This is a genomic window from Caballeronia sp. SL1002 (genome assembly GCF_057814995.1).
The window spans coordinates 319,225-332,826 of the sequence record NZ_JBYMUW010000001.1 but is presented as its reverse complement, the minus strand read 5'-3'; the positions used below and the strand labels follow the sequence as shown (position 1 = coordinate 332,826).

At 61.1% G+C, this 13,602-nt stretch carries 13 protein-coding genes and 2 pseudogenes; 6 read left to right on the top strand and 9 right to left on the bottom strand.

Features of this window, described 5'->3' with window-relative positions; all coding sequences use genetic code 11:
• Positions 1-366: 366 nt before the first annotated feature.
• Positions 367-777 carry a (R)-mandelonitrile lyase gene (locus AC3D25_RS01615; RefSeq protein ID WP_087649238.1) on the top strand — a complete coding sequence of 137 codons (411 nt, stop codon included), beginning with the start codon at positions 367-369 and terminating at the stop codon, positions 775-777.
• Positions 778-804: 27 nt separating this feature from the next.
• Positions 805-1,023, top strand: coding sequence for a hypothetical protein (locus AC3D25_RS01610; RefSeq protein WP_488886764.1), 219 nt, complete (start codon positions 805-807; stop codon positions 1,021-1,023).
• Between the two features lie 78 nt (positions 1,024-1,101).
• Here the strand turns inward: AC3D25_RS01610 and AC3D25_RS01605 are convergent.
• Positions 1,102-1,319, bottom strand: a pseudogene (locus AC3D25_RS01605) (cupin domain-containing protein); the annotation flags it as partial.
• Between the two features lie 129 nt (positions 1,320-1,448).
• Here AC3D25_RS01605 and AC3D25_RS01600 point away from each other — a divergent pair.
• A pseudogene (locus AC3D25_RS01600) lies at positions 1,449-1,871 on the top strand (carboxymuconolactone decarboxylase family protein); the annotation flags it as partial.
• A gap of 8 nt (positions 1,872-1,879) precedes the next feature.
• Positions 1,880-2,437 (top strand): cyclophilin-like fold protein, encoded by a 558-nt coding sequence (locus tag AC3D25_RS01595; RefSeq protein ID WP_488886763.1) that lies wholly within the window; start codon positions 1,880-1,882, stop codon positions 2,435-2,437.
• 433 nt (positions 2,438-2,870) lie between these two features.
• On the opposite strand, the gene AC3D25_RS01590 is transcribed toward AC3D25_RS01595, so the two are convergent.
• Positions 2,871-3,635, bottom strand: coding sequence for an SDR family NAD(P)-dependent oxidoreductase (locus AC3D25_RS01590; protein WP_488886762.1), 765 nt, complete (start codon positions 3,633-3,635; stop codon positions 2,871-2,873).
• A gap of 34 nt (positions 3,636-3,669) precedes the next feature.
• Positions 3,670-5,094 carry an MmgE/PrpD family protein gene (locus tag AC3D25_RS01585; RefSeq protein WP_488886761.1) on the bottom strand — a complete coding sequence of 475 codons (1,425 nt, stop codon included), beginning with the start codon at positions 5,092-5,094 and terminating at the stop codon, positions 3,670-3,672.
• A gap of 105 nt (positions 5,095-5,199) precedes the next feature.
• Here AC3D25_RS01585 and AC3D25_RS01580 point away from each other — a divergent pair, with 105 nt between their 5' ends.
• A complete protein-coding gene (locus AC3D25_RS01580) occupies positions 5,200-6,138 on the top strand; it encodes a LysR substrate-binding domain-containing protein (RefSeq protein ID WP_488886760.1) in 939 nt (312 codons plus the stop codon).
• Between the two features lie 42 nt (positions 6,139-6,180).
• Entirely contained in the window at positions 6,181-7,062 is an 882-nt protein-coding gene (locus tag AC3D25_RS01575; RefSeq protein ID WP_488886759.1) for an amidohydrolase family protein, read from the top strand.
• Positions 7,063-7,064: 2 nt separating this feature from the next.
• On the opposite strand, the gene AC3D25_RS01570 is transcribed toward AC3D25_RS01575, so the two are convergent.
• From AC3D25_RS01570 to AC3D25_RS01545, 6 genes are all read right to left on the bottom strand, one after another.
• Positions 7,065-8,390, bottom strand: a complete 1,326-nt coding sequence (locus tag AC3D25_RS01570) for an MFS transporter (RefSeq protein ID WP_488886758.1) — start codon at positions 8,388-8,390, stop codon at positions 7,065-7,067.
• Between the two features lie 53 nt (positions 8,391-8,443).
• Entirely contained in the window at positions 8,444-8,647 is a 204-nt protein-coding gene (locus tag AC3D25_RS01565; protein ID WP_488886757.1) for a hypothetical protein, read from the bottom strand.
• A 48-nt stretch (positions 8,648-8,695) separates the two neighbouring features.
• A complete protein-coding gene (locus AC3D25_RS01560; protein ID WP_235025354.1) occupies positions 8,696-9,937 on the bottom strand; it encodes an ABC transporter permease in 1,242 nt (413 codons plus the stop codon).
• Positions 9,937-11,487, bottom strand: a complete 1,551-nt coding sequence (locus tag AC3D25_RS01555; RefSeq protein WP_488886756.1) for a sugar ABC transporter ATP-binding protein — start codon at positions 11,485-11,487, stop codon at positions 9,937-9,939. Before AC3D25_RS01555 ends, AC3D25_RS01560 begins: the two co-directional genes overlap by 1 nt.
• Positions 11,488-11,526: 39 nt before the next feature.
• Positions 11,527-12,495 (bottom strand): sugar ABC transporter substrate-binding protein, encoded by a 969-nt coding sequence (locus AC3D25_RS01550; protein ID WP_488886755.1) that lies wholly within the window; start codon positions 12,493-12,495, stop codon positions 11,527-11,529.
• Positions 12,496-12,563: 68 nt separating this feature from the next.
• A complete protein-coding gene (locus tag AC3D25_RS01545) occupies positions 12,564-13,529 on the bottom strand; it encodes a sugar ABC transporter substrate-binding protein (protein ID WP_488886754.1) in 966 nt (321 codons plus the stop codon).
• Positions 13,530-13,602: the final 73 nt, after the last annotated feature.

Below are 13,602 nucleotides of genomic sequence, written 5' to 3'. Positions count from 1 at the left end.
ATCTGTTGTTTCTTGCGTTGCACGCTACCGGCGGTGTCTAGCTCCGCATCGCGCATCCCGCAAGCCGTCCGCCGGGCGTCCCATCGAAGGTTTGAACACTCAGGAGCGAATCATAGAATATCGATCAAGTTCGATGGACAAACGATCATCAGCAGATCTGAAGGACAATCCGAGCAGCTTTGATCCATCCGTAGGTACGGTTGCCTACTATGCAACGTGGGGCAATCTTGCGCTGGTTTACTTGTGTCCGGGCTGGACGCGCTCACCAAGGCGGCGACGTTCGAGGCCACCATCGTACGCGTAATGGATTGAGGGATTGAGGCAACGTTCCTTGGCGGTAAGCGGACCTTTTTTGGGAGAAAAAATATGCAACTTAAACGCGCTGGCTCACAGCCGTCGATCAAAGGACCGGAGGAATGGTTCACAGGCACGGTGCGGATCGATCCGCTCAACGCTCCGCCCCCGCCAGCCCGCGTGTCGTGCGCGAGTGTGACCTTCGAGCCCGGCGCGCGTACCGCGTGGCATACGCACCCGCTCGGTCAGACACTCCTGGTGACGGCCGGATGCGGCTGGACGCAATGCGAAGGCGAGCCGCGCGTCGAAATCCGTGCAGGCGACGTCATCTGGTGCCCGCCCGGCCACAAGCACTGGCATGGCGCGACATCGACGACCGCGATGACCCATATCGCCATCCAGGAAGCACTGGATGGCAAGAACGTCAAGTGGATGGAGCACGTCTCAGACGAGCAATACCTCGACGGTCCGCAACGCGGCTGAGCCGCTTTAAATCAGGAAGAGATATCCATGCACTCGTTCCTCAGGCTTTCCCTGTGCGCCGCCGCCCTTCAGGCCACTTTGGCCATGGCCGCCGAGCCGCAGGCTAATACGTCCGCTGGCGCGCAGCAGATCGAGCGCGGGCGACCAACCCCGGCCGCCGGCCCGGCAGAATTCTTCACCGTCGAGCGCGGGTCGATCCCGTGTGGCCTGCGGACAAGAGCATCAACGCCGCTGGTCTTCTGGTGACCTTCGAGCCTGGCTCGCGCTCCGCCTGGCACACCCGTCCCGCAGGGCAGCGGTTGGCGAAGGCGCGCCTTTCGAAACTTAGCGCGCGTTGTATCGCTCATCGGGACTTTCTCCATCCATGTAACGTTCTTGCCGTCCTCCGTCCCGGTGACAGCCAGGTGGGTCATCGCCGCGATCGGCGAGGCGCCATTCCAGTGCTTGACGCCGGGCGGGCACCACACCACGTCGGTGGGACGGATTGCCTGGGTGGGCTTACCCCATTCCTAGGTCAGACCGACGCCGGACTTCACGGCGCGCTCGCCGTGGCCTTGGGGCTGGTCACTACATTGAGCCAAACCGCCGACGCGCAGGAGACCCGACAGACTACCCAAAGTCCGGCCCGCACACCCAGCGCTTCCGAGACTCTTAACGCCCGCCAGCATGCCATCGTGCCCATCGCGGCCTTTGCCGCCGCGGGCAACATGGCCAAGTTGAATGCATCGCTCAACCAGGGACTGGACGCCGGCATGACAGTGAGCGACGCCAGGGAAATTCTGGTGCAGCTCCACGCCTATGCGGGCTTTCCGCGCAGCCTCAATGCGCTGGGCGAGTTGATGAAGGTGCTGGAGGCATGCAAGCAGGGGGGCATCCAGGATGCGCCGGGCCATGCGCCTAGCCGCCCCATCCCGAAGGGCGATGCGCTGCTAGCCGCCGGAACGGCCAACCAGACCAAGCTGGTGGGCGCGCCTGTCAAGGGTCCGCTGTTCGATTTCGCCCCGGCCATCAACGAATACCTCAAGACGCATCTGTTCGGCGACATCTTCGAGCGCGACAACCTCGATTGGCAAAGCCGTGAGTTGGCCACTATGAGGAACTCATGACCACGAGCCCCAGCGTCTTTCGCAATATCCAACGCCTCCCGGCCTTTAAGAACCGCCATGCACGCGGCCTGCGGGCTTTGCGCGGGCTTGGCCTACTTTGCGGCCTGCTCGTGCTCGGAGCATGTGACGCGGCCCAGCCTGGCGCGTCAGGCCCGCCCACCACCGCCATCGCCGCCAGTTCGGCGGCAACTGTCCAACCAGAGGAATTTCGCATGTGGATGACCCTCGGCGAACGTCGCATCGCCATCACCCTGGCCGATACCGAAGCCGCCCGCGCGTTCGCCGCGATGCTGCCGCTCTCGATCGACATGGCCGACCTCAACAGCAACGAGAAGCACGCCGACCTGCCAAAATCTCTGCCCACGAACGCCAACCGGCCCGGCACGATACGCAGTGGCGATCTCATGCTGTACGGGTCGAGGACCCTGGTCGTCTTCTACCTGACTTTCAACTCGTCCTACTCGTACACCCGCCTCGGCCGCGTGGACGACCCCGCTGGCCTGGCCCAGGCGCTCGGCAGCGGCAGCGTGCGAATCGAATTCTCCAAGAACTAGATGCAGGTGACTCCCTTGAAAAGATCGCCTGCGCCCACGACGCGATTCAATGCATCAGTGCATTAGCGGCTCCTGAATTAGTTGTAACCCAGGATTGCGTCGGAGCTCGCGTCTGAACGCTCCGGAACATTGCTCGCGATGTTGCTAATTGTTCCTGTTATCAACTGCGAGTACGACGAATTTTTAAATTCGCCGCCAATGTGGCGCGACGCTGGCAAGTTCTTCTCGAGCACCTCACCTCGGGAAGCTGGGGCATTGTCAAAAGCGTGGTTCATGTTTCGCTCAAACGTTGAGTTAGGGATGGGGTTCGCTTCGCTCAAATGGCGGGAACCACCTACTGCGCTTGCGAGGATATGGCAAGGGTGAGTGCTCCGAAGCAGGCAGCGTCGCGTACACTGCGAAGCTGCTATTTGAGGACTACTGGAATGAACCATCATATGGACGGGATGCACGCCGTCTGACCGCCATCGACGGAGACAATCGCGCCCGTCATAAAACTTGCGTCATCGGACAACAGAAACGCGGCGACCGCTGCGATTTCCTCGGGCTGACCTTCGCGACCTATCGCATGAGCGGCCCGGATACGCTTGGCCTTCTCCGGATCGTCGAACATGTAGGCCGTAAAAGGCGTGCGGATCATGCCAGGGGCGATGGCGTTTACTCGAATACCGTAAGGCCCAAGCTCCGCGCCCATCGTGCGCGTGATACCTGAGACAGCGAACTTCGAAGCCACGTAGGGCAGCCGGTTCGGCACACCCATGATTCCCGCCCCGGACGAAATGTTCACGATGGCGCGTGACGTCTCGTCATGTTGAACCGCGCGTGCAAATGCCTGGCACATGAGGAAAGTGCCGTCGAGGTTCACCGACATCACATTCTTCCAGTTCTCGGACTCGCAATCCAGCACGTTGCCAACACCCTTGATGCCAGCGCAATTGATCAGACCGTGTAACTTCCCGAGGTTCTGTTGCGCCTCGACGATGAACCGCTGGACCTGTTCCGCGTCCGACACATCGAGCTTTCCGCCAAAGACGCGAACGTCGTCGTGCAACTCGGTGACGAGCTTGTCGATTCCGCTCTGATCTTGATCCGCCAGCGCCACCGACGCGCCCTCTTCCCACAACCGGCGAACGCACGCCGCTCCAATACCGCTGGCAGCGCCCGTCACGACCACCGCCTTACGTTCAAATCGCTTCATGCCGCTGTCTCCCTGTTGATGTATGAGCCTGCGATTAGATGACTGCGTTGAACAGCATCGTCGAATCCTCTAGCGACTCAAGGTTGCGCACGAGGTTGATTGCTTCCTCGATTCGCTCTACCGCAAGCGGCCTCGCCGCAACCGAAGCGCAATCGCGAAATTTAGTGGCGAGCGCGTCCCATGACATCGGTGCTTCGGGGCTTCCCGGCACGTTGTCGCCGACGCGTACCAACTGACGCCCATCGCGGGTCACGATCTCCATGCGACCGTCCGGGATCTTCACTTTCCAGTCGAGGCTGCTGTCTTCTACCGGAACGACCTTCTGAGCGATTGCAAGCACCTCGGGGTCGCGCAACGCTGCCGCGCTGAAATCAGCGATATGGATCTGTCCGCGCGCCGCTGCAAGCGCGACGCAGAATGGAAGGCTGAACTTCGCGTCCACGAGCGTCGCGGGCGCGCGTCGCAGCTCCAGCGGATAACACATGCGCTGATGGAAGTCTCCGACGAAGACCTTAATTTGCTCGATGTCGCTCGCCTTCAGTTGATGCTCGTTCATTAACTCGATGGTGGCGTGAATGTATGTGTGCACGTTCCCGACGGCCGGCCACGCCTTGTACAGCATCGAGGCCCCGAGATACTCCTTGCCCAAACCGTCGACCATCTTTTCCCGGTCGTACTTTCCGCCGAAGTAAACGTTGAAGATGCCCGCCTTTCCCTCGAAGAGTTCCGCGATTCCCGTAATGCCCTTCTTTGCCAGAAGCACCGACATCACAGCGCCCTGTGCCGTGAACCCGGCGTACATCCCGCGAAGATCGCTGCCGATGCCAAAGATGACCTGCATCGTCCCGCTCGACTGCATGCTCGCAATGCCGAGCGTATGCGCAATTTGCTCGCGGCTCATCCCCTGGACGTACGCCGCCGCAGCAGCGGCCGAGAATGCGCCGACGACAGACGAGAGGTTCCAGTCCTGTCGCCATTGAACGTTGCAGCGCAGACGCACGAACAGGTCTTGTCCCAGCGCGACGCTTGTGATCAGATCACGCCCCGAGACCCGTCCTTTGCGTTCGGCGAGTGCAAGCACAGCGGGAACGACGGAGCTGTCGGGGTGCGCGCCCCACGGCGTCTGGTCGTCGAAATCGAGGCAGTGCGCCATGACGCCGTTAGCAAACGCGGCCGACTGCGCCGGCGCTTTACCGCCGAACCCGAGAACAGAAGCTTCCGGTCGCCCGCCTGCATCTAGGATAACGTCGGCCACGCCGCGTACCGCGGGCTCCATGCCACTGCCGGCGAGCGTTACACCCATGATGTCGAGAATGGATTTCTTGGCCGCTTCGACGGCTTCTTGCGACAGGTCTTCGAACCGGGTATCTGCAACGTGGTTGGAGAAGACATGGCAAAGGTCGCCGGCAGGCGTAATGGATTGCGAATCAGCGTGTTGAGAAGGGTTATGCGCGTTCATGTGATGGCTCTCTCGATTCCGCAAATTGACTGAGCATGAGTTTGCTAGGAGATACACCGATGAACAAGCGATGAATCGTGAGGTATTCTTAAGAAACACTTAATAATGCGATGCATCGCGCGGTCCATGTCCCTTCCTCGATTCACGCCACGACAACTCTCGGCGCTCGTGACCGTAGCTGATGTCAAGAGCTTCGCCAAAGCCGGAGAACGTCTTAATCTGTCTGCATCCGCCGTTAGTCAGCTCGTCGCCGAACTGGAGTCCTCGATTGGCTTCCGGCTTTTCGATCGCACAACGCGCAGTGTTGCTTTGTCTCCCGCAGGCCGTGAGTTTCATCGCTCGGCTCGATGCGTGCTCGCGCATATGGAACTCGCACAGGCAGCGGCGGACGACATTCGTAATCGTGCGGCCGGCATTGTTCGTGTGGCCGCGCCGCTTATTCTGGCGAGCACGGTTTTGCCCGCAGCGGTCAAGGCTTACGCAGGATCGCAACCCAAGGTGCTCGTGCGTATACGGGACACGTCAGTAGAGAATCTTGTCGATAGCGTCAGCAGCGCCGCAGTGGACCTAGCCGTCGGCCCGGACCAGACGGTAAGCGATGGTGTCGCGCGGCTCGACCTCTTCAAAAGCGCGTGGGTCTTGTGGTTTGCCACAGGGCATCCGTTGGTCGAACGCAAGGAGATTTCATGGGCCGAATTGAGGCACTATCCGCTAGTCGTCGCCGGGCGAGACTATGAGCGCACGATCTCGCTCACGCATGGCGAATACCATGCGAATGACCGCATTACGCCGGTCGAGATCGTCGAGAACATCAGCACGGCTTTCGGCATGGCGGCCGAGGGACTCGGGCTCGTGATCGCGCCCGCTTACGTCGGGCTGCTCGGGCGGCGCTTCGGCCTCGTGATGCGCCCGATCATCCAACCTGAAGTCATGCGCCAAGTCTGCCTTTACCACTCCTCGACTCGCGATGTGTCTCCCGCGGCCGAGGGCTTCCGTGCACATCTGATTGCGTGGCTCGCGGGAAAGGATCACCTCGGCTTGTGAGGGCGCGTCCACGTTCGTGCACTATTCAAGGGACTATTTACAATGATCGACTTCCCGATCATCGACTCGCATATCCATCTGCTCGACCGAAAACGCTTCGGCTATTCGTGGTCGGGCGGCTCGTCGTGGGCGACCGGCGCCACAAAGCTCGACCGCGACTGGACTGCCGACGACCTCGCAAGCGCTTCGAAGCCCTACCAAGTCCAAGGCTTCGTCTTCGTCGAAGCCGATGTAGACATGCCGCAATATCTCGATGAAGCGGAATGGATCGCCTCGGCGGCCATCGATGACCGACGCATCATGGCGTGTATCGCTTGCCTGAGGATGGAAGAAGGCTTGTCCATCGAGCCGGAGATGGCGCGTCTGTCGCGTCTGAACGCGGTTCGCGGCATACGCCGTCTTATTCAGAACATGCCCGACTCGGCTGTCATCTTGCAGCGCGACTTTCTGGAAGCCGTCAATCTGTTGCCGAAATACCATCTTTCCTTCGATATTTGCATCGATCCACCTCAGTTCGATCATACGATCGAGATGGTGAGACGATGCCCTTCGGTGTCGTTTGTGCTGGACCATATGGGCAAGCCCGAGGTGAAGGAGGGTCGGCTTGGTTCATGGCGCGAGTCCATGAGGGAGCTATCGTCGCTCCCCAACGTCGTCTGCAAGGTCTCCGGCTTATTAACGCAGGCCGATCATGCGACATGGAGCGAAGACCAGGTGCTGCCGCTCATTGACCACGCGATCGACCGCTTCGGCGTGGATCGGGTGCTTTTCGGCGGCGACTGGCCTGTGCTGGAACTCGCGGCAAGCTACGGGCAATGGGTCGATATCGTCGACCGCGCCGCGCAGCACCTGTCGCACGCTGACCGGCGCAAGATCTTTCGCGAGAACGCCATCAAGACTTATCGCCTGGATCAACCGGCCTGACCTTATCTCAGTTCATGTGCGACGCGCGAAGCGCCCTCGTTCGGCGTTGCACTGCCAGATGTACGCAAACTCACGCCTCTCGTTTCCGGCACGAACTGCACGAGGACGAGACAAACGACTGCAATCAATGCCACGTAATAAGCGGGCGCGAGCGGCGAGCCGGACGCCTGAACGAGAAGTGTCGCGATGAATGGCGTCGTCCCGCCGAAGATTGCCACCGCGGCCTGGTAGGAGATCGCGTGCCCGGTGGCTCGAAAGGCAGTCGGAAAGAACTCCGGCGCGGCAACAAAGCAGGCGCCTCCATACAGCCCGACTCCCACGGCGAGCAGCAGTTGACCGGCAAGCGCGCCGGCAATCGTTCCGGTTGCCGCGAGATACACGCCGGGATACGCGGCGAACGCGAGCCAGGCAGCGCCGAAGGACAGGACGGGCTTGCGCCCGAGCCGGTCGCTTAATACGCCGCCGAGCGGAATCATGAACGACAGTACGACGATGGCCGCCGCGTTCGTGATGAGCGCCGATGTCGGGTCGAGCTTCGCCACCCGAACCAGGAACGTGTACATGAATCCCAGCAGCAAGTAGGATCCGACGGTCTGTATGGGCTGAATCATCGCCACATTCAGCATGCCCCTGAGGCCGCCTGTGCGGATTGCGGTGCGCAGCGGATTCTTCGAATCGGTTCTGCTAGTCGCCTGTTTGTATTCGTCCGGTTCGTCGAGATTGCGCCTCAGCCAGAACCCGACGATGCCGATAAGCCCGCCCGCCAGAAATGGAACGCGCCAGACCCAGTCGGCATACGCGCTTGCACCGGCGGCAAACTGAAGGCCGATCAAGAGTCCCGCCACCAACGCGTTGGGCAGATGCGAGAAAATCAAGGTCAGACCGATCCAGCCGCCTCTTCGGTCATCCGGCGCCGATTCGAGGATGAAGCTGGTCGTGCCCGTCGTCTCGCCACCGAGTGCGAGACCTTGAGCAATGCGGCAAAAGACCAGCAGCGCGGGCGCTGCAATGCCGATGCTCGCATACGTGGGCAAGAGCCCGATTACGGCGGTGCCGAGGGCCATCAACCAGACGGTCATCGCCATGACTTTCACACGGCCGACCTTGTCCGCCATGACGCCGAACAACAGTCCGCCGAGCGGCCGTGCGAAGAATGCAACCGCATAGACGGCGAACGTACTGAGTAGCGCGGCGGTGCGATCGCTGCCGGGGAAGAAATGAGCCGACAGAATCGGAACGGAGAATCCGAACACCGCGAAGTCGTAGATTTCGCCGAAGTTGCCGATGGAGCCGGCCGAGAGCGTCCGGATCGAGCTTTGTTTTGTCACCTTTCTTCTCCAGAAGCGCTTCTATCGACAAACGCGCTCAACAATGGGTTCTACTAGATTATTCGGCTGAGACGGAGGATGTCGGGCAGACCAAAATCGCGCACGTCCGGTCGGGCGAGGCCGCGAGAAAGCGCGACGTCCACTGCGATCTCGTGGGCCACTGACCGTTCCCGCAAGAGCGCGGTCAACCCTTGCGAAATGATCTCCCGGTCGGCAGCCGTCAGCGCATCGGAACCGATGAAACGCTCAGTCAGCATCAACGGCTCCCGACGCAACGTGCAATCCGCAACGTGTGCGGACACGGCTTACCGCTTGCGACGCCGCGTACCGCCGACCGTATAGATGGCCGCTGCCGTCACGACCACCGTTCCCTCGATGACGCCCTGATAGTTCGCGCCCAGATTCAGTATGTTGAATCCGTTTGTCAGGGTGAAGAGCAGCAGCGCGCCCGCAAGCGTTTTGATCACGGAGCCTGCGCCGCCAAACAGTGACGTGCCGCCAAGAATCGCCGAAGCGATGACAGTCAATTCCGCGCCTTGCATCGCAGTCGGATTGACTGCGCCCAGACGGCTGCCGAACAGGATTCCGCCGAATCCGGCCGCCGCGCTACAGAGAATGAAGCCTGCCATCTTGTACCGCTTTACGTTGATGCCCGATAAACGCGCTGCCTCGGGATTGCCGCCTACCGCGTAGACCCGCCGGCCAACGTTGGTCATGCTCAAAACGAACCAGACGATCAACGTGAAAACTGCCATATACACGACGGGCTTCGGCATGGCGAGCGACATCCCGCCGGCCCCGACCAAAGCCAGGCAGCAGACTCCACCTGCCAGCATGCCGAACGACGTCACCGGGACATTGCGCGATTCGCGGCGCGCGCGAACCAGGAAATAGCATCCCGCCAACAGCAGCGTCGCGCCGATGACGATGAGCGGAACGGCGATGGGCAGTCGACCCGATTCAAAGAGCCGCATCGCCTGCAAGGCGTCGGGCGTGTCCACCGATAACGAGCGGCCATCGGTATAGATCTGAACCACCCCGCGAATCGCGGTCAATGTGCCCAGCGTCACGATGAACGCGTTAATGCCGAGATACTGAACGATCGCGCCATTCAACAGGCCGGCCAAAACCGAGACCAGCATCGCGATGAGCGCAGCCGGCCAGAAGCCGACAGTATCCGCGAGCCCGACGACCACTGCGGCCGAAAGCGCCGCCACCGAAGCGACCGAAAGATCGAAGTTGCCAGTGATCAGAATCACCGTCATTGCAACTGCGATGATCGCAACCAGCGACGCCTGATAAAGAACGTTGGAGATATTCGCCACACTAAGGTAACTGGGCCTGCCGGTATAAACCGTGACGGCCGAGATGACCATTACCAGCAAGATGAGGGCGTAGTAGACGCCCATCTCGCGCAGACCGAGTAAGCGCCGCCAGTCCGTCGCCTGTGTCTGCGTCGTAGCGGTCACGCCCTCGGTTGGGCCGCCCGAAGAACCGTTGCCGCCGTGAGACGGGCCCGAATGGGTGGAAGTCGTCAGGTTCATCATTACTCACTCTTTGAAGATTGCGCGGCTGCATGTGGCGTGCTCGCCGAGTTTGCACTCGTGCCGCCTGACAGCAGAATCAGTTCGTGCTCGGAGGTTTCGTGGCCCAGGCGCTCGGCGATGCAGCATCCATCACGCATGACCAAGACTCGACTGCTCACCGCCAGAATCTCCTCGAACTCCGACGATACAACGATCACCGCCTTTCCCGCGGCCGCCAGTTCTCGCACGAGCAACAGAACGTCGGTCTTCGCACCGATGTCGATTCCGGCGGTTGGCTCGTCCAGCAGGAACACCTTTACATCGCTGAACAACCACTTCGCAATGGTCACTTTCTGCGCGTTCCCACCGCTCAGTTCGGTTACGAGAATGTCCGGCGAGTTCGCCTTGATCGATAAGCGCCGGATGGCCTCTGCGCCTCGCTTCTGCTCTTGCATCCGGTCCGGCAGCCAGCCTCCGAGCGATACGCCATTGAGCGCCGGAAGCGTCGTGTTGCGCCAAATTTCGAAGCCAGGCACGAGACCCTGTGCCATACGGTCCTCCGGCACGAGAGCCAGTCCCGCCTTCACTGCGGCCGCCGTCGACCGGCCGAGCAGCCGGCCTTCAACGCGTACTTCTCCCGTAGCGTCTGGGTCCGCGCCAAAGATCGCATGCAGCAGCTCGCTGCGACCCGAGCCGAGGAGCCCGGCAATGCCCACGACTTCGCCGGCCTTGACGCTCAAGGAGATCGGTTCGAGCTTGTCTTGAGACGCGAGGCCCTTCAATTCAAGCAGCACAGGGGCCGCCGCGTCGACGGACCGCGGCGTCGCCTGTTCGAGCGCGACGATCTGCCGGCCGACGATGGCTTCAGCGATACGCGATTCGTCGAGATCACGCGTCTGCGCGTCCACCACCGCCTGCCCATCTCTCAGAATCGTCACGCGGTCCGTGAGCGCGATCACTTCATCGAGAAAATGCGAGACAAATACAATCGCCTTCTTTTCAACTCTCGAAAGATGCCGCACGATGCGATAAACCACCTCGCGTTCACTTGCGGCAAGGGACGCTGTCGGCTCGTCCATCACGATCATTTCGGCGCCCGTGCCAAGCGCTTGCAAAATCGCGACCATCTGACGCTGCCCGATGGACAGATCGCTTACCAGACCGTCCGGCTCGAGCCAGTATCCGACGCGCTCGCACAATTCCGAGAACCGCTGCCGTATCTTCGTGTTTCGTCGCCACCGGCCCTCTTCGCCAAGGAACACGTTCTCGAGCACTGAGAGCGTCGGCACGAGCGGAATGTGCTGGTGGATGGTCGCAATGCCCATGTCGTTCGCGGCTTTCGGACTCGAATATTCGACCGCGGCGCCTTTCCAGACGATTCGACCGCCGGTGGCTGCAAGCGAGCCGGAGAGGATCTTGATGAGCGTCGATTTGCCGGCGCCGTTTGCGCCCAGCAACCCGTGCACCGTGCCGCGCGACACTTCCAGATTGACTCCGCGAAGTGCAGTCAGCCCGTTCGGGAATGTCTTCGTCACACCCTCAAGCTGCAACAGCGGGACTTCGTTTGCCATTTGTCTCTCTCCTACCACATCTGTTGTCGTCGCTTGTGCTTACCACTCGGGCACGCATTGCGCGAGGCTCGCCTTAGTGACCTGAGGCGTGTCGACATCGACGAACTGTGCCTTCGGCGCGCCGGGGTTCTTCACCGCTGCGTACAGCGCTTGGAACGCGAGTTGCCCCATTTTTCCGGGTTGGATGCAGACGGTTCCATCGACGTCGCCGACCTTGATCGCGTTGATGCCAAGACGCGATCCACCGCGCCCGATCAGCTTGGCGTGCGAGCCTGCGGAATGGACCGCGCGAGCGCAGCCGATCACCATGTCATCGGCCTGATTGAAGAACAAATCGATGTCCGGGTGCGCCGTCAGCATGTTCTGGCAGACCGATTCGCCTTTCTCGGGCGTCCAGTCGGTAGGCTGCGAGGCGACGATGCGATACTTGATCCCCGCCTTGTCGAGCGCATCCTTGAAACCCTGAGTGGTCTGCCATACGGTCGGATAACCGGGCGCACCTTCGACGATCGCGATATTCGCCGTGCGCCCCTTGGGCAGCAGCGTCGCCGCGATTTGCCCGGCGTTGTATCCGGCATGCACTTCGTCGCTCGCGACCAGCGCGGTCAGCTTCGGATAAACATCCTTCACAGGATGCTTCTGCGGATCACCGACCTGCGTCGCCACGGCCACGATCGGTATGTTGTGGGACGCGGCTCGATCGACCCAGGCTTGCGCGACCACGGCGTCGATCGGCAGGACGGCGATGCCATCGACTTTTTGCGCGATGAGGTCATCGACCGCATTCCCCTGGCGCTCGACACTCGTCTTCGCATCGAGGACGATCGTCTTGACGCCGGCCGCCTTCGCCGCTGCTTCGAAGCCTTTGGCGGCCGCAACGTTGAACGGATACTGCATGCCCGCGGCAACGTAGCCGAGCGTGATGTCCTTCGCCAGAGCGACGTCCGCCATGAACGCAAACGCGCTCGCCAGGCAAATCACCCCCACTTTCCTGAATTGATTCTTCATGTGTGTCTCCGTCGGTTTGTTATGTTGTCTTGCTGTTTTCGTTACTTGAATCGTGTTGTGGGCGGCGTTTACCATTGAGGCACGCAACTGGACACGTTCTCTTTGGTGACGCCGGGCGTAGGGATTTCGATGAACTTGCCTTTCGGTGCGCCGGGATTCGTCACGGCGGCGTAAAGCGCCTTGAACGCCTGCTGGCCCATCTGCTCCGGCTGGACGCAGACGGTGCCATCCACCGCACCCGCCTTGATCGCCGCAATGCCCAGGCGAGAGCCGCCCCAGCCGACGAGCTTTGCATTGGAACCGGCCGCGTGTACAGCGCGTGCACAGCCCACGACCATGTCATCGGCCTGGTTGTAAAAGAGATCGGCATCGGGGTGAGCGGTCAGGATGTTCTGACAGACGGCTTCGCCCTTTTCGGCGGTCCAGTCGGTCGGCTGGGACGCAACAATGCGGTACTTGGCTCCGGCCTTGTCCAACGCATCCTTGAAGCCTTTCGTGCGCTGCCAAACCTGCGGATAACCCGGCGCGCCTTCCACGATCGCGATGTTCGCGACGCGTCCCTTCGGCAGCAGCTTTGCCGCAATCTCCCCCGCGTTATAGCCCGTATGCACCTCGTCGCTCGCCACCAGCGCGGCGAGCTTCGGATAGACGTCGTGGATGGAGCGCTTCTGCGGATCGCCCAGTTCGGTCGCCACCGAGACGAGCGGAATGTCGTGCCCCGCTACGCGGTCCGCCCAGCTTTGCGCGACGACGCCATCCAGCGGCAGAAAAGCGATGCCGTCGACTTTCTGCGAGATCAGGTCGTCGATCGCGTTGCCTTGCTTCTCGACGCTCGTCTTCGGGTCGAGGATGATAGCCTTGGCACCCGCTGCCTTGGCCGCTTCTTCGAATCCCTTCGCGACAGCCACGTTGAACGGATACTGCAATCCCGCAGCGACATACCCAACCGTGACTTGCTTCGCGCCTGCAACACCAGCGGCTAGCAACAGGCTCGCCGCGCCTGCGCTCAAAAGACGCCTCTGAAACGTGCCCATCGTTTGTCTCCAATATGTTTTATTTGGTCCAACGTTTGCGCTCGTTTCTGAACGGGTCTTCTTGTATTGAGCT

Excerpts from the sequence above, each read along its gene's own strand:
- AC3D25_RS01610 (WP_488886764.1), top strand. The coding sequence starts at position 805 with ATGCACTCGTTCCTCAGGCTTTCCCTGTGCGCCGCCGCCCTTCAGGCC.
- AC3D25_RS01580 (WP_488886760.1), top strand. The coding sequence starts at position 5,200 with ATGCGATGCATCGCGCGGTCCATGTCCCTTCCTCGATTCACGCCACGA.
- AC3D25_RS01595 (WP_488886763.1), top strand. The coding sequence starts at position 1,880 with ATGACCACGAGCCCCAGCGTCTTTCGCAATATCCAACGCCTCCCGGCC.
- AC3D25_RS01560 (WP_235025354.1), bottom strand. The coding sequence starts at position 9,937 with ATGATGAACCTGACGACTTCCACCCATTCGGGCCCGTCTCACGGCGGC.
- AC3D25_RS01550 (WP_488886755.1), bottom strand. The coding sequence starts at position 12,495 with ATGAAGAATCAATTCAGGAAAGTGGGGGTGATTTGCCTGGCGAGCGCG.
- AC3D25_RS01585 (WP_488886761.1), bottom strand. The coding sequence starts at position 5,094 with ATGAACGCGCATAACCCTTCTCAACACGCTGATTCGCAATCCATTACG.
- AC3D25_RS01575 (WP_488886759.1), top strand. The coding sequence starts at position 6,181 with ATGATCGACTTCCCGATCATCGACTCGCATATCCATCTGCTCGACCGA.
- AC3D25_RS01565 (WP_488886757.1), bottom strand. The coding sequence starts at position 8,647 with ATGCTGACTGAGCGTTTCATCGGTTCCGATGCGCTGACGGCTGCCGAC.
- AC3D25_RS01615 (WP_087649238.1), top strand. The coding sequence starts at position 367 with ATGCAACTTAAACGCGCTGGCTCACAGCCGTCGATCAAAGGACCGGAG.
- AC3D25_RS01555 (WP_488886756.1), bottom strand. The coding sequence starts at position 11,487 with ATGGCAAACGAAGTCCCGCTGTTGCAGCTTGAGGGTGTGACGAAGACA.
- AC3D25_RS01590 (WP_488886762.1), bottom strand. The coding sequence starts at position 3,635 with ATGAAGCGATTTGAACGTAAGGCGGTGGTCGTGACGGGCGCTGCCAGC.
- AC3D25_RS01545 (WP_488886754.1), bottom strand. The coding sequence starts at position 13,529 with ATGGGCACGTTTCAGAGGCGTCTTTTGAGCGCAGGCGCGGCGAGCCTG.